16 protein-coding genes and 1 riboswitch are annotated in these 20,063 nt (G+C 66.6%); of the genes, 4 read left to right on the top strand and 12 right to left on the bottom strand.

All coding sequences use genetic code 11. The features are described from left to right. Positions 1 to 21: 21 nt before the first annotated feature. Positions 22 to 1,422, top strand: a complete 1,401-nt coding sequence (locus ACH0AE_RS02330; RefSeq protein WP_294442984.1) for an FAD-binding oxidoreductase — start codon at positions 22 to 24, stop codon at positions 1,420 to 1,422. On the opposite strand, the gene ACH0AE_RS02325 is transcribed toward ACH0AE_RS02330, so the two are convergent. The 6 genes from ACH0AE_RS02325 to ACH0AE_RS02300 all read right to left on the bottom strand — a co-directional run bounded on the left by ACH0AE_RS02325 (position 1,417) and on the right by ACH0AE_RS02300 (position 8,976). Next, positions 1,417 to 2,454, bottom strand: a complete 1,038-nt coding sequence (locus ACH0AE_RS02325; RefSeq protein WP_294442985.1) for a YeiH family protein — start codon at positions 2,452 to 2,454, stop codon at positions 1,417 to 1,419. The two genes, ACH0AE_RS02330 and ACH0AE_RS02325, sit on opposite strands and share 6 nt — an antisense overlap. Before the next feature lie 107 nt (positions 2,455 to 2,561). Continuing rightward, positions 2,562 to 4,565, bottom strand: a complete 2,004-nt coding sequence (locus ACH0AE_RS02320) for an alpha-glucosidase (protein WP_406875411.1) — start codon at positions 4,563 to 4,565, stop codon at positions 2,562 to 2,564. A 23-nt stretch (positions 4,566 to 4,588) separates the two neighbouring features. Next, positions 4,589 to 5,665 carry an LLM class flavin-dependent oxidoreductase gene (locus ACH0AE_RS02315; RefSeq protein ID WP_241212617.1) on the bottom strand — a complete coding sequence of 359 codons (1,077 nt, stop codon included), beginning with the start codon at positions 5,663 to 5,665 and terminating at the stop codon, positions 4,589 to 4,591. Further along, positions 5,662 to 6,570, bottom strand: a complete 909-nt coding sequence (locus tag ACH0AE_RS02310; RefSeq protein WP_406875410.1) for an aldo/keto reductase family oxidoreductase — start codon at positions 6,568 to 6,570, stop codon at positions 5,662 to 5,664. Before ACH0AE_RS02310 ends, ACH0AE_RS02315 begins: the two co-directional genes overlap by 4 nt. 73 nt (positions 6,571 to 6,643) lie before the next feature. After that, positions 6,644 to 7,873 carry an MFS transporter gene (locus ACH0AE_RS02305; RefSeq protein ID WP_294443402.1) on the bottom strand — a complete coding sequence of 410 codons (1,230 nt, stop codon included), beginning with the start codon at positions 7,871 to 7,873 and terminating at the stop codon, positions 6,644 to 6,646. A 53-nt stretch (positions 7,874 to 7,926) separates the two neighbouring features. Beyond that, positions 7,927 to 8,976 carry a LacI family DNA-binding transcriptional regulator gene (locus tag ACH0AE_RS02300; RefSeq protein ID WP_294443401.1) on the bottom strand — a complete coding sequence of 350 codons (1,050 nt, stop codon included), beginning with the start codon at positions 8,974 to 8,976 and terminating at the stop codon, positions 7,927 to 7,929. 158 nt (positions 8,977 to 9,134) lie between these two features. Here ACH0AE_RS02300 and ACH0AE_RS02295 point away from each other — a divergent pair, with 158 nt between their 5' ends. Further along, positions 9,135 to 9,269 carry a hypothetical protein gene (locus ACH0AE_RS02295; RefSeq protein ID WP_294443400.1) on the top strand — a complete coding sequence of 45 codons (135 nt, stop codon included), beginning with the start codon at positions 9,135 to 9,137 and terminating at the stop codon, positions 9,267 to 9,269. 6 nt (positions 9,270 to 9,275) lie between these two features. Here ACH0AE_RS02295 and ACH0AE_RS02290 read toward each other — a convergent pair whose 3' ends face one another. From ACH0AE_RS02290 to ACH0AE_RS02275, 4 genes are read right to left on the bottom strand one after another with little or no spacing between them, the layout of a single operon-like run. Beyond that, positions 9,276 to 9,692, bottom strand: a complete 417-nt coding sequence (locus ACH0AE_RS02290) for a hypothetical protein (RefSeq protein WP_294443399.1) — start codon at positions 9,690 to 9,692, stop codon at positions 9,276 to 9,278. Further along, complete coding sequence (locus ACH0AE_RS02285; RefSeq protein ID WP_406875409.1) at positions 9,692 to 10,927, bottom strand: molybdopterin-dependent oxidoreductase; 1,236 nt, start codon at positions 10,925 to 10,927, stop codon at positions 9,692 to 9,694. The genes ACH0AE_RS02290 and ACH0AE_RS02285 overlap by 1 nt, the downstream gene beginning before the upstream one ends. Continuing rightward, positions 10,927 to 11,736 (bottom strand): DeoR/GlpR family DNA-binding transcription regulator, encoded by an 810-nt coding sequence (locus ACH0AE_RS02280; RefSeq protein WP_406875408.1) that lies wholly within the window; start codon positions 11,734 to 11,736, stop codon positions 10,927 to 10,929. Before ACH0AE_RS02280 ends, ACH0AE_RS02285 begins: the two co-directional genes overlap by 1 nt. Then, on the bottom strand, positions 11,733 to 13,262 hold the full coding sequence (locus tag ACH0AE_RS02275; RefSeq protein WP_406875407.1) for a glycerol-3-phosphate dehydrogenase: 1,530 nt from the start codon (positions 13,260 to 13,262) through the stop codon (positions 11,733 to 11,735). Before ACH0AE_RS02275 ends, ACH0AE_RS02280 begins: the two co-directional genes overlap by 4 nt. Positions 13,263 to 13,374: 112 nt before the next feature. Between ACH0AE_RS02275 and glpK the strand changes: the two genes are divergently transcribed. Beyond that, positions 13,375 to 14,871: a glycerol kinase GlpK gene (gene glpK / locus ACH0AE_RS02270; protein WP_294443394.1), complete on the top strand. Its 1,497-nt coding sequence runs from the start codon at positions 13,375 to 13,377 to the stop codon at positions 14,869 to 14,871. Between the two features lie 5 nt (positions 14,872 to 14,876). On the opposite strand, the gene pncB is transcribed toward glpK, so the two are convergent. Together pncB and ACH0AE_RS02260 are read right to left on the bottom strand one after the other, a co-directional pair. Further along, positions 14,877 to 16,181, bottom strand: a complete 1,305-nt coding sequence (pncB, locus tag ACH0AE_RS02265) for a nicotinate phosphoribosyltransferase (protein WP_294443393.1) — start codon at positions 16,179 to 16,181, stop codon at positions 14,877 to 14,879. A 47-nt stretch (positions 16,182 to 16,228) separates the two neighbouring features. Next, on the bottom strand, positions 16,229 to 17,515 hold the full coding sequence (locus tag ACH0AE_RS02260; protein WP_294443392.1) for a glycoside hydrolase family 130 protein: 1,287 nt from the start codon (positions 17,513 to 17,515) through the stop codon (positions 16,229 to 16,231). Between the two features lie 135 nt (positions 17,516 to 17,650). Beyond that, positions 17,651 to 17,874: riboswitch (cobalamin riboswitch) on the top strand. Positions 17,875 to 18,095: 221 nt separating this feature from the next. Between ACH0AE_RS02260 and ACH0AE_RS02255 the strand changes: the two genes are divergently transcribed. Continuing rightward, positions 18,096 to 20,036: a TonB-dependent siderophore receptor gene (locus ACH0AE_RS02255; RefSeq protein WP_294443390.1), complete on the top strand. Its 1,941-nt coding sequence runs from the start codon at positions 18,096 to 18,098 to the stop codon at positions 20,034 to 20,036. Positions 20,037 to 20,063 lie beyond the last annotated feature (27 nt).

Genomic DNA, 20,063 nt, shown 5'->3' with positions numbered 1-20,063 from the left:
GCGGCGAAAGGACGTGATGCCATGCAGCTTGTTTCGGATCCTTGGCGAGCCGCGCTTGATCCCGATGTGATAGCGGCGCTGGCAGCACGCTTTGGTACGCAGCTGCACACCAGCGACGCGATGCGGGTGCAGCACGGGTCGAGCGAGGCGCATTTCGCGCCGGTGCTTCCTGATGCGGTCGTCTTCGCGCGGTCGACGCAGGATGTGGCGGATCTCGTCGCGATCTGCGTGCCGGCTCGGGTCCCGATCGCGCCGTTCGGCGCGGGTACGTCGATCGAAGGCAATGCGGTGCCCGTGCGCGGCGGCATCAGCCTCGACATGAGCGAGATGAACCGGATCGTCGCGGTGAACGCGGCCGATTTCGATTGCACGGTCGAAGCCGGCGTCAGGCGCGAGCAGCTGAACGAGCATCTGCGTGACCTGGGGCTGTTCTTCCCGATCGATCCGGGCGCGAATGCGACGATCGGCGGCATGGCCGCGACGCGGGCAAGCGGCACCAACGCCGTCCGCTACGGCACGATGCGCGAGGCGGTGCTGAACCTGACGGTGGTGACGCCGGAGGGGAAGGTGATCCAAACGGCGCGGCGCGCGCGCAAATCGGCCGCGGGCTATGACCTGACGCGGCTGTATGTCGGCGCGGACGGAACGCTTGGCGTCATCACCGAAGTGACGGTGCGGCTGCACCCGATCCCGGAAGTGATTTCGTCCGCGACGTGCGGCTTTGCCTCCATCGACGGGGCGGTGGAGACGGTGGTGCAGGCGATCCAGCTCGACGTGCCGCTGGCGCGCGTCGAACTGCTGGACGACATGCAAATCCGCGCCGTGAACCGGTGGTCGAAGCTGGACCTGCCCGAGGTGACGACGCTGTTTTTCGAGTTCCACGGCTCGCCTGCCGGGGTGGAAGAGCAGGTGGAAACGGTGCGCGCACTGGCCGCGGCGAACGGCGGTGGTGAGTTCGCGTGGTCGAACCTGCCGGAGGAGCGCAGCCGGCTGTGGAAGGCGCGGCACGAGGCTTATTATGCTGCGATCGCGCTTCGGCCGGGCGGCGTCGGCTGGACGACCGACGTGTGCGTGCCGATCAGCCGGCTTCCCGAGTGCATCGTCGCGACCAAGGAGGATTTGGCGCAAGCGAATGTGCCGTCGACGATCGTCGGCCATGTCGGGGACGGCAATTACCACGTGATCTTCTCGCTCGACCCGAACAGCGCAGACGAGCGGGCGCAGGTCGAAGCGATCAACGCGCGCATTGTCGAGCGTGCGCTGGCCGCGGATGGCACCTGCACGGGCGAACATGGCATCGGTTTGGGCAAACAGCCGTGGCTGGTGCGCGAGCTTGGCGAGGCGGTGGACGTGATGCGCGCGCTCAAGCGGACGCTTGATCCACACGACCTCTTCAATCCCGGAAAGATCTTCAGCCTATAGCAGCAGCAGCGCCGCGCCGAGCGACAGCAGGAGCGCAGCGATCGAGGAAACGATGATCGCGAGCAGCGGGCGCGTGCCGGTTTCCAGGAGGGAGCTCATCGGGGCGCGGATGCCGGTGGCGGCGACGGCGCAGGCGAGGCAGGCGGTGGCGATATCCTGCGCGCTGCGGCTTGCGAGTGGCGGGACGAGGCCGAGCGAGTTGATGCCGGCGAAGACGAAGAATCCGACGACGAACCAGGGAAGGGTGATCCCGGTCTTCTTGCCATCCTCCGGCCGGAAGAAGGCGGCAACGAGCGCCAGCACCGGCGCGAGCAGTGCAACGCGGGTGAGCTTGACGATGGCGGCGACCTGGCCGGCGCTGTCCGAATAGCTGTACCCGGCGCCGAGCGCCTGGGCGACGTCATGGATCGAGGCGCCGAGCATGAAGCCGGCCTGACGATCGCTGAGCCCGAGCTGATGCGCGAGCGTGGGGTAAAGGAACATCGCGGCGGCGCTGGCGGCGGAAATGCCGACGAGCACGAGCGCGAGCTGGGCCTGATTGGCGCGCTTCTCGCCCAGCGTGGTCGCGAGGGCCAGCGCGGCGGAGGCGCCGCAGATGGCAACCGCCCCGCCGGCGAGCGTGCCAAAGGCACTGCCCATGCCGGTGGCGCGGGCAACAAGGACACCGACACCGAGCGTCGCGAGCAAGATGATGACCACGGCAAGCAACGTCAGCGGGCCGAGCCCGACGATCTGGCCGAGCGTGATGCGCGCGCCCACCAGCACGATGCCGACGCGAAGCAGCGTCTTGGACGCGAAGTTCAACCCCGGCGCCATGCGCGGATCCGCGCCGAGAAAGTTCAAGGCGAGACCGATCAGCAGGGCCATGAGCGTGAGCGGCGCGGCATAATGATCAGCGACGAATGCTGCCGCCATCGTCGCGAGCACCGCCACGACCAGCCCGGGAATGAGATCCCGCCAGCTGCTTTGCGGATCGGGTTCCAGATCATTGTAGAGATCGGCTGCAAGCGGCAGCGTGGGATAGTTGGTCATCGCTTTCCGTTCACGCACCGGCTGCCCCCGGTCTTGCTGATTCACGAGTTTTGCGCGTCATCATAGAAGTGCCGCCACGCCGCGTGGCGGTCAGTTCGTGCGAGCCCTCATGCCCGATGGTTATGGCCGACACCGGCGAAGACTGCCGCATGCACGCTGTCGGTGCGGTAGAATACCGGCGGCTGGCCTATTGGCGCCGCCACTTCGACGGTTGCGCCACCGGCGAAGGTTTCGCCCGACCAGATGTGCCGCCACTCGGCCCCGGCCGGCAGATACGCGCGCCACCGCTCCGCGCCCGCCTCGATCACCGGCGCGACGATCAGGTCGCGGCCATAAGCGAATTGCGTCTCCACGCCCCAGCAGGTCGCGTCATCCTCATAGTCGAGGAACAGCGGACGCTGCAGCGGCAGGCCGGTCGCCGCCGCTTCGCGGCACAGTTCCGCAACATAGGGCGCCAGCGCCGCGTGCACCTTCGTCATGGCGACGAAATGCGCCAGCACCTCGGCGTCGCCATCCAGCTGAAGGTTTGTGTCGGGCCGATTGCCCTCATGGCTGCGCATGATCGGCGAGAATGCCGACAACTCGCTCCACCGCATCAGCAGCTCGGCGGTGCGGACATTGTCGTACAGGCTGGTGTATCCGCCCAGATCGCTGTGGTGATAGGCATTGCCAACCAGGCCGGAGGACAGCGCCCCTCGGATCACCGTGCCGATCCCGTCATGCCGCGTGAAATCGACGCTCTGGTCGCCGGCCCACAGCAGCGGGCAATATGCGCCCACGCCGCTGAACCCGGCGCGCATGAAGAACAGCGCATCGCCCGTCTTCCCGCGCGAGGCGATCGCGCGCGCATTCACCTCGGCCCAGATCGTCGGCCAGGCATTGTGCGCCAGCATCCCGTCGGTGCCGTCGAACAGGCGAACGTCGGTGGGGAGGTACTCGCCGAAATCGGCCATCCAGCCCGACAGCCCGAAATCCAGCATCTCGCGCCCGATCACGCGATCGGCGAACCAGTCGGCGGCGGCGGGATTGGTGAAATCGACGATCCCGCAATCAAATTCGCCGAAATCGACCAGATACGGCTCATCGGCGTCGAGCTTAAGCGCGAGATACCCCGCCTCCGCCGCCTCGACATACAGCGATCCGTCGACCGCCAGATACGGGTTCACATAGCCAAGAAAGCGAATGCCGCGTTCGTTCAGCTCGGCGATCTTCTGGCGCAGATGCGGATAGCGCGCCTCGTTCGCCTTCCAGTCCCAGAACAGCCGCTTGCCGAAACTGGTGACGCGAAGCCCGACCCAATCCTCGCACCACAGGCCAGTGACCACCGCGCCCGCCGCGATGATCTTCTCCATCCGGTCGAAGCTGTTGGCGCCGTCCTTCAGCCCCAGGATCGCGCCCGAATAGGCCCATTCGGGCAGCAGCGGCTGGCGCCCGAACCGCGTCGAAAGCTGCGTCACCAGATCGGCAAAGCGCGTCGCGGCGAACAGCTCGATCCGCGCCGGCACCTCCCACACCTCGACCGCGGGCGCAGCAGCATCGCGGAAGTCGAAGCAGCTATAGGCCGTCGTATCGACGTGCAGCGCATAGCGCCGCGACGAGAGGTACGTCGGCTGCGGATAGTTGGTGTTCCAATAGTCGCCGCCCGAACGATGGTCGCGATCGCACTGGAACGTCAGCAGCGTCGACTTGTCGCGCCCGACGCCGGGCTCCGACGTCCACATCGGGAAGCGCCGCCCCGCCATGTCGACATAGGACATCTGCTCGCCGCCGCCCCACAGCCGCTCGCCCGCCGCACCGACCATGTTGAGCCACAGGCGGTTGAGCGCCGGATCGAGCGCTTCCAGATGCAGCGCATCGTCACGCAACGTCAGCGTCAGCAGCGCGCGCCCACCGGCGGACAGCGTGACGGTGTCGCCAGCGACGCTCGCCTCGCGCAGCGCGATCCGCTCGTCGACGCGGTCCTCCAGGAAGTAATTGCCGCGGTACATGTCGACCAGCGGCCGCCCCGCACCGACGAACAGCGCAGGCGCGTCGGCGCGGTGGCGAATGACCAGCGCCTCGCCCGCGAAGATATCGAAACCGCTCTCCGCGGGGCGAAGCGTCACCGTCATTCAAAAGCCTCCGGGGAAGGTTGTTACAGCGTCAGCGGGCCGTGCTGCAGCTTGGGAAGCACATGGCGCGCGAACAAATCGGCCTCCGCGGCATGCGGATAGCCCGACAGGATGAACGCCTCGATCCCCATGTCCTGGTACATGCGAAGCTTGGCGAGCACCTGGTCGGGATCACCGACGATCGCCGCGCCGCAGCCCGAGCGCGCCCGGCCGACGCCGGTCCACAGGTTGTCCTCGGCATAGCCGTCGTCGCTGGCATTCTCGCGCAGCGCGGCCTGTGCCGCGACGCCGGTCGACTGGGTGTCGAGCGACTTGTTGCGGATCGCCTCGCCCTGCGCCGCATCCAGCTTGGACAGCAGGCGATCGGCGGCGGCACGCGCCTCGCTCTCGGTCTCGCGCACGATGACATGCGCGCGATACCCGAACTTCAGCGTGCGGCCGTGCTTGGCGGCGCGCGCGGTCATGTCGTCGATGATCGACTGCACCGCTTCCCGCTTGTCGGGCCACATCAGATACACGTCGGCGCCCTGCGCCGCGGTCTCGCGAGCGTCCGGCGACAGGCCGCCGAAATACAGCGGCGGGCACTTGCCCGACACGGTGGTGACGGCCGGCGGGTCCAGCTTCAGCTTCCAGAACTCGCCCTGGTGGTCCAGCGGCTCGCCGTTCAGCATGGTCTTGAGGATCTGCATCGCCTCCAGCGTGCGGGCATAGCGCGGCGCCGACGCGAGCGTTTCGCCCGGCAGGTCGGAGGAGATGATGTTGACCGTCAGCCGCCCGCCCAGGATGCGGTCGATCGTCGCGATCTGGCGCGCCAGCTGCGGCGGCCAGCTTTCGCCGATGCGCACCGCCATCAGCAGCCGGATACGCTTCACCATCGTCGCGATCGCCGCGGCAAAGGCGGTCGTGTCGATGCCCAGCGCATAGCCCGACGGCAGCAGGATATTGTCGAACCCGCCGCTCTCGGCCTGAAGCACGATGTCGCGGCAATGCTCCCAGCTCGACTTCAGCTTGGGATCGGGAACGCCGAGAAACTCGTAATCGTCATCGCACAGCGCCGAAAACCAGCTGACTTCGCACTGTTTATTGGTCGAACCGGTCACGGCAAACGCTCTCCCATGCTGGCTTGAAGGACGGCGTACCATTCCCCGCGCGTCCATTGTGGTTTGTAGGCGTCGGGGATCGTCGCGATCCGCGACACATTCTGCGTGCCGACGATCGGGATCGGGCGCGCTGGGTGCGCCATGATCCAGCTATAGGCGGCGGCGGCGCGGTCAACGCCCGCCTCATGCGCCTTCACGTCGAGCAAGGCGGCAACGGCACGCGCGCGCTCGTCGGTCGGATCGGCCAGGCGACCACCGCCCAACGGCGACCAGGCCAGCACCGCCATGCCACGCTGCATTGCCTGGTCGAACAGGCCGTCGAACAGCGGCTTGATCGCCAATGCCGAGAATTCCGGCTGATGGCTGACGACCGGCACGGTCAGATATTCGGCCAGCGCCGCGGTCTGGCTTGGCGTATGGTTCGACACGCCGATCGCGCTGATCTTGCCCGCGACACGCGCATCGTCCAGCGCGCGCGCCACTTCCTGCGGATGCGCCAGCAGGTCCGGGCGGTGGATCTGATACAGGTCGATCTTCTCGCAGCCCAGCCGGCTCAGCGACGCGTCGATCGCCTCGGCCAGATAGGTCGCGCCCGAATCATACGGCACGCCCATGCGGATGCCGCCCTTGGACGCCAGCACCATCTTGTCGCGCAATGCCGGTGCCTCGGCGAAGACGCGGCCCAGCAGCGCTTCTGCCGCGCCGAAATCCTCGTCATTGTCGGGGCCATAGATGTCGGCGGTGTCGAACAGCGTGACGCCGGCATCAAACGCCGCCTCGACCAGTGCGCGGGCGGCGGCGACGTCGGTGCCGCGGAAACGCCACATGCCCCAGGCGATGGTGCTGATGGTTAGGCCAGTGTCACCCAGGGCGACGGAGCGAGCGGGAGAGGGGAGATAAGACACCGTTGTCCTATACCGATCACAAGGGGTGGGTGAAAGAGGCTGAGCAGCAATGCGGCTGCGAAGAACGGCGTGCTTACGCCGCCTTGGCGATCTCCAGCCGCGGCACGAGCAGGTGGATGAAGAGCAGGGCGACGAGATACGAACCGCCGCAGATCAAAAGCAGCGGCGTGTAGCCGTGGCCGTTGTCGAGCGACCAGCCGGCAAGCTCGATCATCCCCATGCCGGAGAGGTTGCCAGCGAAGGCTCCAATACCGATCGCGGTCCCGATGACGCGCGGCGCGAACATGTCCGCCGTCATGCCGAAGACGTTGGTCGAGAAGCCCTGGTGCGCGAAGAGGCCGAGGCCGAGCAGCGCCGCGGCGACCCATGGATCGCTGGTCAGCAGCAGGGTGGGGACGGGGAGGATCAGCAGCGCGTAGAGCAGCATCGAGCCCTTGCGCGCGGCATTGATGCTGACGCCGCGCGAGAGCAGCCAGGTCGGCAGGATGCCGCCGGTGAGCGAGCCCATCGCGGCGAGGAAATAGATCATCGCGATCGGCAGGCCGAGCGTCCCCTGGCTCATGCCGAACAGGCGGTGGAACAGATCGGGCATGAAGAACAGGAGGAACCACCAAACCTGATCGCTGAGCGCCTTGGCGGCAATCACGGCCCATTGCCGGCGGTCCTTGAGCAGTGTGCGCCATGGCACGCTCGCGCCCTCTTCACCCGGCGCCGGCTGGTCCGATTCTACGGCAGGGCGCGGTGCGACGAACAGCCAGGCGATGACCCAGACGAGCCCGAGCCCGCCGGCGATGAGGAAGGCGGCGCGCCAGCCGAGCCATAGCGCGAGTGCGGGGATGGTGAGCGGCGCCACCACCGCGCCGAAGTTCGACGCCATGTTGCCGATGCCGAGCATCAGCGAGCGCTGCTTTGGCGGGAAATAGGTGGCGGCGGTCTTCACCTGCGCCGGCGTGCCGATCGATTCCGCCGCGCCAAGCGCCGCACGGACAGCGACGAAGCCGCCCACGCTGCTGACGAAGGCGTGCGCCATGCCGGCAAGGCTCCATGCGCCGACGCCGATCGCGAAGCCGCGGCGCAGGCCGATGCGGTCGATGAACCAGCCAGTGCCAAGGAAGGCGACCGCCGCGCTGAACTGGAAGGCGGAGGCCATGTGGCTGTAGTCACGATCGCTCCAGCCGAATTCCGCCTGCAGCATCGGCTTCAGCAGCGCGATGATCTGTCGATCGACGTAGTTGAGCATGATCGCGGCGAAGGCGAGCGCCACGATCCACCCCCGACGGGCGTTAGTGATCGTTTCATCCATCGCCGTGCTACTCCCTCACCATAGGACAGCGGTGTCATCCCCGCGCTGGATCGTCAACTGCCGGGCGGCGCGGTGGAGGCGCGCACGACCAGGCTATGCTCGATCCGGCGCGAGGAGGATGCATCCTCGCCGGCAAGCAACTGGTCGGTAGCCGCATCGGCGAGCGCGCGGACCGGCTGGCGAATGGTGGTGAGGGGCGGCCAGACGAGCTGCGCGGTGGGACCGTCGTCGAAACCCGCGACCGACAGACAGCCCGGCACCGTCACGCCGCGCTGGTGCGCAGCAGCGAGCACGCCCGCCGCCATGTCGTCGCTCGAGGCGAAGATGGCTGTCGGCGGGTTGGGCAGCGAGAGAAGCGCGGCACCCGCGGCCTCACCCGAGGCAACGTCGAAGCGCCCTTCCTGGATAAGGTCTTCGTCGCTCTCGATGCCGGCGGCGGCGAGCGCGCGGTGGTGGCCGGCCAGCCGCTGCTCCGAGGCGGCATAGCTGCGATCGCCGACGACGAAGCCGATCCGGCGGTGGCCGAGCGTGATCAGATGCTGCGTCATGTCGAAGGCAGCCGCTTCATTGTCGATGAGGACGCTTGGCCCTTCCTCCATGCGGGTGCCGGGCTGAAGACGGACGAAGGGAATGCCCCGCCGGTTAAGTTCGCCGAGCACGCGCTGGTCGTCGCACGCTGGCGGGGCAAGCACGAGCCCATCGGGGTGCGCCTGATCGATGAGGGCGACGATATCCTCCAGCAGCGTGGGCGAGGCACGATCATAGGGCTGGGCGATCATGCGGATCTTGTCGCGCGCGCAGCGTTCGCGAACGCCAAGCTGGATCTCGTACACGTACCAGGGATTGGGATTGTCGCAGATCAGCGCGATCTGGTGCGAGCGGTGGCCGGCAAGCGCCCGGGCCGCCTGGCTCGGCTGGAAGGCGAGTTCATCCATCACGGCGCGAACGCGATCGCGCTTTTCGGCGCTGACATATTGCTGATCGTTGATGACGCGCGACACGGTCTTGATCGACACGCCAGCGAGCCGGGCGACATCGCGGATCGTGGGCCGATGTCGATCGATGCCGAGGCTGGCGGGAGAAGCGGCCGCGTTCGGGGGCATATCCATTGCTTGCCGTGTAGGGCGCCGGCGCTGCCGTGTCACAGAAGATCGTGGTGAGCGAGCGTGCGTCAATGAACCGAAGCCATTCCCAGGGATTGTTACGGCATGCGACGGTTCGCCCGCCGCATCCCTCTTTTATCTACTTGGGGAGAAATGCCATGGCCGAAGTTCGCAAGGACGAAACCGTCGTGGTCCAGCGTTCGAGCTTCAACGTCGGGCAGATCATCGCTGCGATTGCACTGCTTCTGCTGGTGCTGGGGTTGCTGAAGTTCATTGGCGTCTCGCCGATCTGATCCGAATTATCGCTCGCTGCTGCTGATCGAGGCGCCGCTGCGCGATAGATAGTCGACGATCAGCGGTACCTCGCCCGGCGCCAGCGGAGCGTGATACGTGTCGCGCATCTTCTCGACGATCGCCTGCCATTGCTCGCGCTTCAGCGGCGGCTGGGTCAGCACCATGCTGGCCGAGTGGCAGGCGAGGCAACGCTGGTTGACCAGATCGGCGTGCGGTCCGGCGGGAAAGGTCGCATCGTCGGTCACCGGCTCGACGCTGGTGGAGGTGAGGGTGAAGCCGTTCGAAGCGACGCTGCTGGCGGGCGCAACCGCGCTGGCGCGTGCGGGCTCGGCAGGGCGATGGCGTGTGCCGAGCAGCACTGCGACAAGCAGGGTGGCGAGCAGGAGGACGCCGACGATCGCACCGGTGGAGGGCGCGCGCATCAGGTGAGCGCCACGGTGACGGGTTCGACGCAATTGCGCATATAGCCGCCGGGGTTCCAGTTCGGCTCCATCGGCTGCATCTCGCCGCGCGTGTTGGTGCAGCGGGACATCAAGCGGACGCGCCCACGCCGAGGTACGCCGATCCGCCCGACAAAGCGACGGAAGCCGTATTTCCCTTCATCGGGACCAAGCTTCGCCTCGATCCAGTTGCGGCCATTGTCGCCGGAGATGTGGACGGCGGTCACCCCGGTGTCTCCGCCCATCGCGATCCCCTCGATCGGCAGCACCGGATCATATCCATAGGCAGCGCCGTCGCTGAGGCTGGTGATCCACGACCGCGGGTTCATGCGGTTGATCGGCTCGCTGGGAAAATCCTTTGTCCCGGGGGCGACATGCGCACGCGGTGTCTTGGGGATCTTGTAGGCCTTCGCCATCCAATAGCCCTCGTCGGCGCTCTCGAGCACCTCGATCGAGTCGACGGTCTTCATCCAGTATGTGGAATACCAGCCGGGCACGACGATGCGCACCGGGAAGCCGTTCAGCAGTGGCAGTTGCTCTCCGTTCATGGCGAAGGCGAGCATCACCTCGCCATCACGTGCATGATCGATGGCGAGTGACTTCTCGAAGTCGGGGGCGCCGGGCACCGATGGCTTGTCGAGCGCGCCGACCCGTATCGCGACAGCACCTGCACGGACGCCGGCAAGATCGAGCAGGTGGCGAAGCGGGACGCCCATCCACTTCGCATTGCCCATCGCCCCATGGCCCCATTGCGCGCCGGGCACGCGCGGCTGGAACAGCCCCCGCGAATTGCCGGAGCATTGATTGACCGCGGCAAGCTCGATCCGCGGCATCCGCAGCAACTGGGCGAGCGAGATCGACAGCGGCCGGTTCACCGCGCCGAACAGACGGATGCGATAGGCCTCGACGTCGATCGCGTTCGGCATGTCGCCCCAATGCCAGCGGACGTAGAAGCGGTCGTTCGGGGTGAAGAGGTTCTGCTGGAAGACCTCCATCGGTGTCTCGAGCAGCGCGGGGCGCGCGCGCTGCAGGATCATCGTCCCCTTTTGCGGAAAGTCGCTGGTGAGCGGCCGCGCCCCCGCGCCGCGGGGGAGGCTGAGGTCGACGTCGGCGGCAAGCGCCCGTGCCGCGATCGTCGCAGCGGCACCGCCGGCACCTGCCGCGAGCAGCCGGCGGCGAGTCAACGCCTTCGCCAGCGGGAAATCGAACCGGTCCATCACGCCCCCTGTTGCGCCCCCGTCGCGGATGGCGCGGTTTCCACCACCCGCACTTCCGCGAGGCTGCACGCCTGCACCAATCCTGCGTCCGCTAGCGTATCGGTGACGAGGAAGTCGATATCGCCAAGATCACCGACACGCACCGGCGCCGGGCGACCGAGCTTCGAGGAGTCCAGCGCCAGGATCACCTGACGCGCCTGTGCAATGATGGTCTGCGAAACGCGGACCTCGTCGATATCGAAATCGAGGAACGTCCCGTCGGGCTCGATCGCGGAGGCGCCCACCAGCGCGAAATCGACCTTGAAGCCGCGGATGAAGTCCATCGCCAGGGCGCCGACCACGGCGCGATCGCTGGCCCGCACGCGGCCACCAGCGGCGATCACCTCGATCGATGGGCACTCAGCGAGGATGTCGACGACGTTGAGGTTGTTCGTGATCACCATCAAATTGCGGTGGCCGGTGAGATGGCGGGCAATCGCCTCGGTGGTCGAACCGATGTTGATGAAGAGGCTGGCGCCATCAGGAACCAGTGCTGCCGCCGCAGCGCCGATCGCGGCCTTCGATTCCGCCGCGACGTGGCGACGCTCGGCGTAGCGCAGGTTGTCGACGCCGGAGGTGATGATCGCCCCGCCATGAACGCGTGCCAGCATCGCGCGATCAGCGAGCAGATTCAAATCTTTGCGGATCGTCTGCGGGGTGACGCCTAGCTGCTCGGCAAGCGAATCCACAGAAACGCTGCCGGTGTGGCGCGCGATCTCCAGGATCGCCCGGTGGCGGGCGGCTATGACGTCGGTGCCCGGCGCGCTCATGCCGTCTGCCGCGACGTATTGGCGAAATAGGCGTCGAGCGCCGTCGCGGTACCCGGGGGGGTGTGGAGGCCGAGCTTGCTGCGTCGGTAAAGCACGTCCTCTGACGTCCGCGCCCATTCGTTGGCGACGAGATAATCGACTTCCGCCTGGTAGAGATCGCCACCGAATGGCCGGCCGAGATCTTCAACGGTCTGCGCTTCGCCCAGCAGCCGATCGACGCGGGTGCCGTAGGCGCGGGCGAGGCGGCGCAGAAGCGGGGCGTCCAGGCCGGGACGCGCGGCCTGCAGCGATGCGACGAAGCGGTCGAAGTCAGCATCCGGCATGTCCCCACCGGGAAGCGTGGCGCCCGCTGTCCATGAATTGCCGGCATCCGGGAAGAAGGGAGCGAGCTCTTCGAGCGCGTGTTCGGCGAGCTTGCGATAGGTCGTTATCTTGCCGCCGAAGATGCTCAGCATAGGGGCCCGCCCTTCGCCGGCGTCGAGGTCGAGCACGTAATCACGGGTGACGGCCGAGGCGTTCGACGACTTGTCGTCATAGAGCGGCCGGATACCGGCGTAGGTCCAGCGGATATCACTCTCGCTAACTGGCCGGGCGAAGTAGCGCCGCACCGTTTCGAGCAGATACGTGGTTTCGTCAGCGCTGATCGACGCCTTGGCCGGGGGCTCGTTCCACACCTCGTCGGTCGTGCCGACGAGCGTGTAATCCTGCTCGTACGGAATAGCGAACACGATCCGGCGGTCCGGGTTCTGCAGCATGAACGCGTGATCGCCGTGATACAGTCGCGGCACGATGATGTGGCTGCCCTTGACCAGCCGGACGCCGCGGTCGGTGCGCGCGTCGGGTACGCGGCCGAGCACGTCCGCAACCCAAGGGCCGGCTGCGTTGACGAGGACGCGGGCGCGTACCTCGCGCTCGTCGCGTGCATCGGCAATGGTAGCGATCCAGCCGCTGTCCGTGCGACGGGCGGACACCATCCGCGTGCGCGTTTCGATCCGGGCGCCGCGGGCAGCAGCATCCATGGCGTTCAGCACGACCAGACGGCTGTCTTCCACCCAGCAGTCAGAATAGACGAACGCCTTGCCCGAAGGCGTCGCGAGCCCGTCGCCAAGCGGCGAGCGTTCGAGCCGCACGGTGCGGGTGCCGGGCAGCTTCTCTCGCCCGCCGAGATGATCGTAGAGGAAGAGGCCGAGGCGAACCATCCAGGCCGGACGCGGCGACTGCGTTTGCGGCAGGACGAATTCGAGTGGCCAGATGATGTGGGGCGCCATGCCGAGCAGCCGCTCCCGCTCGATCAGCGCCTCGCGCACCAAGCGGAACTCGCCATATTCGAGATAGCGCAGGCCGCCATGGATCAGCTTCGTGGAGGCGGACGAGGTGTGGCTTGCCAGATCGTCCTGCTCGACCAGCAGCACCGACAGGCCGCGGCCCGCCGCATCGCGAGCGATGCCCGCGCCGTTGATTCCGCCGCCCACGATCAGCAGGTCGACCGTGCCGCCGTCGGCACTTCCTACGGCGCTTGCCGCCATCATCTTTGCTCCGAACTGGTGTAGGCAACATAGGGAAGCGGTCAGCAAATGAAAGCGTTGACGTTCGTACGAAAGCGCGCGAGGTTCGTTTCGAAAGTCGATGGAGGTGTAAATGGCGTCCCACATTCTGGTGATCGATCAGGGGACGACCTCTACGCGTAGCGTGCTGTTCGATGATGCCGCGCGCCGCGTCGCGATCGCGCAAACCGAGTTTGCGCAGCATTATCCGGCGCATGGCTGGGTGGAGCATGATCCCGAAGACATCTGGCGCGACACGCTGGCGACCGCGCGTGAGGCGATCGAGAAGAGTGGGGTGTCACTCCAGGCAATTGCCGCGATCGGCATCACCAACCAGCGCGAAACGGCGGTGATCTGGGACCGCGCCACTGGCGTGCCGATCCACAATGCCATTGTCTGGCAGGACCGGCGCGGCGCGGCCTTGTGCACGCAGCTGCGCACGGACGGCGTTGAGGATCTGATCCGCGCCCGCACGGGCCTGCTGATCGATCCCTATTTCTCAGCCACCAAGATAGCGTGGATGCTGGACAATGTGCCGGACGCGCGGGCACGCGCCGAGCGCGGCGAGCTCGCGTTCGGCACGATCGACAGTTTCCTCTTGTGGCGGCTGACCGGCGGGAAGGTGCATGCGACCGACGTCACCAACGCCAGCCGCACGATGCTGTTCGATATCCATCGCAGCAGCTGGGACGAGGAATTGTGCCGCGCGATCGGCGTGCCGATGTCACTGCTGCCGGAGGTGCACGACAATGCGCACCTCTACGGCACCACGGATGCCGACCTGTTTGGCGCGCCGATCCCAATTGCCGGGATGGCAGGGGACCAGCAATCCGCCTTGTTCGGTCAGGCCTGCTTCGATCGCGGGACCGCCAAATCGACCTATGGCACCGGTTGTTTCATGTTGCTCAATACCGGCGCGGAGGCAGTGGAATCGAAGCACCGGCTTCTGACGACACCCGCCTATCGGCTGGGCGGCAAGACCATCTATGCGCTGGAAGGCTCGATCTTCGTCGCCGGCGCGGCGATCAAGTGGCTGCGCGACGGCATCGGCATCATCACGCACGCCAGCCAGACCAACGACATGGCGACGCGCGTCGCGGACAGCCACGGCGTCTATATGGTGCCGGCCTTCGTCGGGCTTGGCGCCCCGCATTGGGACCCGGAGGCGCGGGGCTCGATCCACGGGCTGACGCTGGATACGACGGCGGCGCACCTGGCGCGGGCGGCGCTGGAGGCGGTGGCCTACCAGACGCTCGACCTTGCCGAAGCCATGGCGGCCGATGGCGGCGGCCGGCCAAAGCTGCTGCGTGTCGATGGTGGCATGGCCGCGAACGACTGGCTCTGCGGTTTTCTCGCGGATCTCACCGACATGACGGTGGAGCGGCCGACCGATCTGGAGACGACCGCGCGTGGCGCGGCCTTCCATGCGGGACTGGCGACTGGTGTTTGGTCAGGCCTCGACGAACTGGCTGGCCTGTGGTCCCGGGAGCGCAGCTTTGCGCCGTCGATGAGCCCCGAGACGCGGGCGCCGCTCGTCGCTGGCTGGCACGATGCGGTCCGGCGGACGCTGAGTCAGCTGCACGAGGGCTGACGCGCTCAGACCTCGGGCGTGTGCGCGGCGTAGCCTGAGGCGCCGAACACGCGCAGATAACGCGCGATCTCCGCCGGGTCGCCGGATGCCTTGGCGGGGTTGTCGGATAGTTTGACCGCCGGCCGGCCGTTGGCGCTGGTGACCTTGCAGACGAGCGAGATGGGCTCCAGCCCCGGATGCCCGTCCGGATCACAACCGCGAAAATCGTTGGTGAGGTTGGTACCCCAGCCGAAGCTGGTCCGCACGCGCCCCGCGAAGTGGTGACGGACGCGCTCGATCGACTCGACGTCCATGCCGTCCGAGAAAATCAGAAGCTTCTCGCGTGGATCGCGGCCCTTCTCCTGCCACCAGGCGATGATCTCCTCGCCCGCCTCGACCGGGGGCGCACTGTCCGGGCGAAAGCCGGTCCAGTCCGCGACCCAGTCGGGCGCGTCGGTGAGGAAGCGGCTGGTGCCATAGGTGTCGGGAAGGACGATCAGCAGGTTGCCGGCATATTGGCCGCGCCATTCCTCCAGCACCTGATAGGGTGACTGGGCGAGGGCCGCATCGTCGGGCGCGAGCGCGGCCGCCACCATGGGTAGTTCGTGCGCATTGGTGCCGATCGCCTCGAGATCATTGTCCATCGCGAGCAACACGTTCGACGTGCCGATGAACCGATCGCCAAGACCTTCCTTCAGCGCCTCGACGCACCAGCGCTGCCACAGGAAGCCGTGCCGGCGCCGGGTGCCGAAATCCGAGATGGCGAGATCGGGGAGTGCGCGCAGCCGCTCGACCTTGGCCCAGAGCTTCGCCTTGGCGCGCGCATAGGTGACGTCGAGCGCGAACCGGCCCTTGCCGTGGAGCGTCGCCCGCGCGCGCAATTCGTTAACGATGGCGAGCGCCGGGATTTCCCACATGGTGGTGTCTGTCCACGGGCCGGCAAAGCGCAGCTGGAACTGGCCGTCCGCACGCGACAGTTCATATCCCGGCAGCTGGAAATCGGCGAGCCAGGCGAGGAAATCGGGCGCGAACATGCGGCGCTCGCCGTAGAAGCTGTTGCCGGCGAGCCAGATCAGTTCCTTCTTCGTGAAGCGGATCGTGCGGGCGTGATCGAGCTGCGCGCGAAGCTCGCCCTCGTCGATGATGTCGGCGAGCCGAACGGCGCCGGACCTGTTGATCAGTTCGAACGTGACGTTCACGTCGCGGTGCAGCCGCCAGATCATCTGCAGCATCAGCAGCTTGTAGAAATCCGTATCGAGCAGGCTTCGGACGATCGGATCGAGCCGGAAGGCGTGATCGTAGGTGCGGGTTGCGATGTCGGTAACGGCCATGATCAGGCGAACGGATCAGGCGCTGCTGCGGTTGCCGTTCGCCACGCTCAGGCCGGCTCCATCACCGACAGGATGTCATCGACCTTGCCGACCGCAAAGGCGCTATACTCGTCGCCAATCGCATAGGGCAGCAGGATGTTACGCTTATGGCGAAGCGCGCCGCAGCTGTAGGTGACGTTCGGGACATAGCCGCCGCGCTGCTCGGCGCTGGGGAACAATAGGGGCGAGGGCGTGCGTGCCAGCACCTTCGACGGATCAGACTTGTCGAGCAGGCAGGCGCCGACGCAATAACCGCGGATCATCCCCACGCCATGGGTGAACACCAGCCAGCCTTCGTCGATTTCGATCGGGGAGCCGCAATTGCCGAGCTGAACGAACTCCCAGGGATATTTCGGAGCCATGATCCGTTCCCCTTCGTCCCAGTGGCTGATATCGTCCGACCGCAGCAGCCAGATGTTCTCGTTATCCTGTCGGCCGAGCATGACGAACTTGCCGTCGATGCGCCGCGGAAACAGCGCCATGCCCTTGTAGGCCGTCATCGCCCCCGTCAGCGCGCGCATCTGGAAGGTGCGAAGGTCAACCCCGCGCAGCAGCTCCTGCGTGGCCTTGACGCCGTCGAACGCAGTGTAGGTGCCAATCACGCTCTTGGAGCCATCATCGTCGGTGAAGTTCACCATGCGCAGGTCCTCAACGCCCTGTCGTTGGCTTGGGAGAACCGGGAAGATGACGGTTTCGGACACGTCGTCGCTTTCATCGCACATCAGATGCGACCACCCGTCGATGACGCCATCGAGCCGCGGCGGTGTGCCGTGCTGGCTCGCGGGATCGATCACCACGTCGGTCCCGCCGTCCCAGGTTCCGGTGCGGAAGGTGACGGATGAAATATGGCCCTCACCGATCCCGCGTAGTGAGAGGAGGAACGGCATCTTGTCGTCCGTCACGTCGGCGTCTGGCAGGCGCACGATGCTGGGATTGAAAAGCGCCGCGGATTCAAAGGCATATTCCTGGCTGAAATAGGCGCCGATCAGCAGTCGATCAGTTTCCGACAGCGACGGATCAAGGCCGATCTCCTCGCAGACCGAATTGAAGCGGCGCAGGAACGTCTCGTCCGCATTGTCGTGTCGTTCGTGCATCGGGATGGCAAGCAGGGTGCGCATCCGCCGTCGCATCGCCGGGCTGAGTGCGAGGAGCCGCTGCACCACCTCCTGCATGCGCGGCGGCCGGCCACGCGCGAACGCTTCGGGATAGGCGAAGCTGAACGGGCGGATGACGGTGCGGGACGGATCGGGCTTCAGCTCGAGGGGAAGCTTGGTGAATACGTCCGCTGCCTTCATCCGATATCCTCCCAAGTGCGCCCCGATGCGCAAGGTAACGGGCGGACGGCGGAACGGCTCCCGCTGCCGAGCGCGATTTGCATTGTACGCCATCGCGCGTTTCGATTACAGGCGCCGCCGGATCCGGGCGTGCCCGGGCCCGAAGATCGCGCCGGTGCCCTTTGACGGGGCTGAAAACGGGAATGCGGTGCGAGGGGCGTGCCCCTCAATTCCGCGGCTGTCCCTGCAACTGTAAGCGGTGAGTGAGAAGCACAGGCGCCGGCGGTCTCGTCCGGCCAGCCACTGGGATGATCCCGGGAAGGCGTGTTTCGAGCGACGACCCGCGAGCCAGGAGACCTGCCAGCGCTGTCGCTCATGTCTCGCGCTCAGGGGATGGCGGAGGCACGGATCTCTTCCGTTCGAGCGACGAAAGGCCGCGGGCGAGCATCTGTTCGCCTCGGTCCTAGTGCTGCGCGGCCACGGGGCTGCGATCGGCGCACGTCGCCCGGGCACCCGCGTTGCCCACCGTCGTGCCCCGGCGTCCGCCAAAGCGCGGGCGGCCCCGACCGCGCGTTCGGGAACTGACGCGGGGAAGAAGATCATGATGAAGCCGCTCGTGTCCCTGTTCGCACTCGTTGCAGCCACACCGGCACTCGCCCAGAGCAATCCCACCCTGCCGACCACCGACGCGAGCGGGAACGATATTGTCGTCACGGGATCGCGCTCCGGCGACAGCGTCGAGGTGCGTAACCTGCCGGCATCGGTGACGCTGCTGACCGCGGCGGACCTGGAAGAGCGGCAGACGCGTATCGTTTCCGACGTGCTGCGCGACGTGCCGGGCGTGGCGGTGAGCCGCACTGGCGGTGTCGGTGGCGTCACCCAGGTGCGGCTGCGCGGCGGGGAGAGCAACCACGTGCTGGTGCTGGTCGACGGGATCGAAGCGTCGGACCCCTATCAGGGCGAGTTCGATTTCGGCACGCTGATCGCCGACGAAGCGGCGAAGATCGAGGTGCTGCGGGGCCAGCAATCCTCGCTTTACGGCTCGGACGCGATCGGGGGCGTGATCCAGTACATCACGCTGACCGGGCGCGAGGCGCCGGGGATATTGCTCCGCGCGGAAGGCGGATCGTTCGGCACCTTTGCGGGCGGCGCACGGGTTGCGGGGTTCAGCGATACCGCGGACTATGCGTTGTCGAGCTCGATCTACCGCACCGATGGCACGCCCAGCGCGATCGGCGGCAGCCGCAATGTCGGGGCAACCAGCATCGGTGCGAGCGCGAAGCTGAGCTGGACGCCGTCCGACACGTTCAAGCTGATCGGCGTCGGGCGCTACGGCTATACCGATGCGCTGACCAACGACAGCGACAATGATCCGGCAAGCCCGCTATTTGGCCAGACGATCGACAGCCCGGGCGTCCATTCGCGCAGCGAGGCCTTCTATGGCCTGGCGCGGGCGGAATTGTCGCTCGCAGATGGACGCTGGACCAACGCCCTCACGGGCCAGTTTTCCGATACGACGCGCGAGAATTTCACGGCTGCGGGGCTCGATTTCGGCGACAAGGGCCGGCGGTACAAGGTCACGTTCGAGACGAGCTATCGCTTTGGCGATGATCGCGTCGCGCACCGGCTGACTGGCGCGGTTGATTACGAGCGGGAGGAGTTTCAGAACACCACGCCCGGCGGCTTCGCGTTCAACGGGCGGCGCTCGACGACCAACTGGGGGTTTGTCGGCCAGTATGAAGTGACGGTCGACGATGCGCTGTCCGCCGGAGCCAGCGTGCGGCAGGACGAGAACGACCGGTTCGAGGACGTGACCACCTGGCGCGCGCAGGCCGGCTACCGCCTGCCAATCGGCCTGCGGCTGCGCGGCGCCTATGGCACGGGCGTCAAGAACCCGGGCTATTACGAGCTCTTCGGCTATTCCGACGGCCGCTACATCGGCAATCCGGATCTGAAGCCGGAGAAGTCGGAAGGATGGGAGGCCGGCGTCGATCAGGAACTGGCCGGCGGCAAGGGGACGATCGGCGTCACCTATTTCGATAACCGGCTGAAAAACGAGATCTACATCGCCTATCCGGCCCCTGCGTTCGACGCGACGCCGCTGAATCGCACCACCTTGTCGAAGCAGCATGGCGTCGAGCTCTTCGCCTCCGCGCGGCCGATCCCGCAGATCAAGTTCGACCTGGCCTATACCTATCTGAAGGCGCGCGAGAATGGCGTCGACGAGGTTCGGCGCCCGCGGCATGTGGCCAGCCTCAACACGACGATCTTCAGCACCGACCAGCGCTTCTCCGGCACGCTGACCGTGCGGTACAACGGCCGCCAGACGGACGTGACGTTTACCGACCCGACCTATGCGACATCACCTTTGGTGGAGCTGCAGGAGTTCGTGCTGGTGAACCTCAACGCCGAATATCGTCTGTCGGATCGCCTGTCGCTGTTCGGCCGGATTGAGAACCTGACCGACGAGGATTATCAGGAGATCTTCAGCTTCGCCGCGGCCGGACGGGCTGCCTATGGCGGCGTGCGGGCACGCTTCTGATGATGGGCTGGGCCGGCGCGATGCGCG

Source organism: Sphingomonas sp. 179-A 2A2 NHS (assembly GCF_045371305.1).
GTDB lineage: Bacteria > Pseudomonadota > Alphaproteobacteria > Sphingomonadales > Sphingomonadaceae > Sphingomonas.
Note: the sequence above shows the minus strand (reverse complement) of the source record. Positions and strands in the feature narration are given on the sequence as shown.

Bases quoted from the DNA above. Each gene is read 5' to 3' on its own strand.
- ACH0AE_RS02260 (WP_294443392.1), bottom strand. From the start codon at position 17,515: ATGAAGGCAGCGGACGTATTCACCAAGCTTCCCCTCGAGCTGAAGCCC.
- ACH0AE_RS02295 (WP_294443400.1), top strand. From the start codon at position 9,135: ATGGCCGAAGTTCGCAAGGACGAAACCGTCGTGGTCCAGCGTTCGAGC.
- ACH0AE_RS02300 (WP_294443401.1), bottom strand. From the start codon at position 8,976: ATGCCCCCGAACGCGGCCGCTTCTCCCGCCAGCCTCGGCATCGATCGA.
- ACH0AE_RS02330 (WP_294442984.1), top strand. From the start codon at position 22: ATGCAGCTTGTTTCGGATCCTTGGCGAGCCGCGCTTGATCCCGATGTG.
- ACH0AE_RS02255 (WP_294443390.1), top strand. From the start codon at position 18,096: ATGATGAAGCCGCTCGTGTCCCTGTTCGCACTCGTTGCAGCCACACCG.
- ACH0AE_RS02280 (WP_406875408.1), bottom strand. From the start codon at position 11,736: ATGAGCGCGCCGGGCACCGACGTCATAGCCGCCCGCCACCGGGCGATC.
- ACH0AE_RS02320 (WP_406875411.1), bottom strand. From the start codon at position 4,565: ATGACGGTGACGCTTCGCCCCGCGGAGAGCGGTTTCGATATCTTCGCG.
- ACH0AE_RS02275 (WP_406875407.1), bottom strand. From the start codon at position 13,262: ATGGCGGCAAGCGCCGTAGGAAGTGCCGACGGCGGCACGGTCGACCTG.
- ACH0AE_RS02325 (WP_294442985.1), bottom strand. From the start codon at position 2,454: ATGACCAACTATCCCACGCTGCCGCTTGCAGCCGATCTCTACAATGAT.
- ACH0AE_RS02285 (WP_406875409.1), bottom strand. From the start codon at position 10,927: ATGGACCGGTTCGATTTCCCGCTGGCGAAGGCGTTGACTCGCCGCCGG.
- ACH0AE_RS02305 (WP_294443402.1), bottom strand. From the start codon at position 7,873: ATGGATGAAACGATCACTAACGCCCGTCGGGGGTGGATCGTGGCGCTC.
- glpK (WP_294443394.1), top strand. From the start codon at position 13,375: ATGGCGTCCCACATTCTGGTGATCGATCAGGGGACGACCTCTACGCGT.
- ACH0AE_RS02290 (WP_294443399.1), bottom strand. From the start codon at position 9,692: ATGCGCGCGCCCTCCACCGGTGCGATCGTCGGCGTCCTCCTGCTCGCC.
- pncB (WP_294443393.1), bottom strand. From the start codon at position 16,181: ATGGCCGTTACCGACATCGCAACCCGCACCTACGATCACGCCTTCCGG.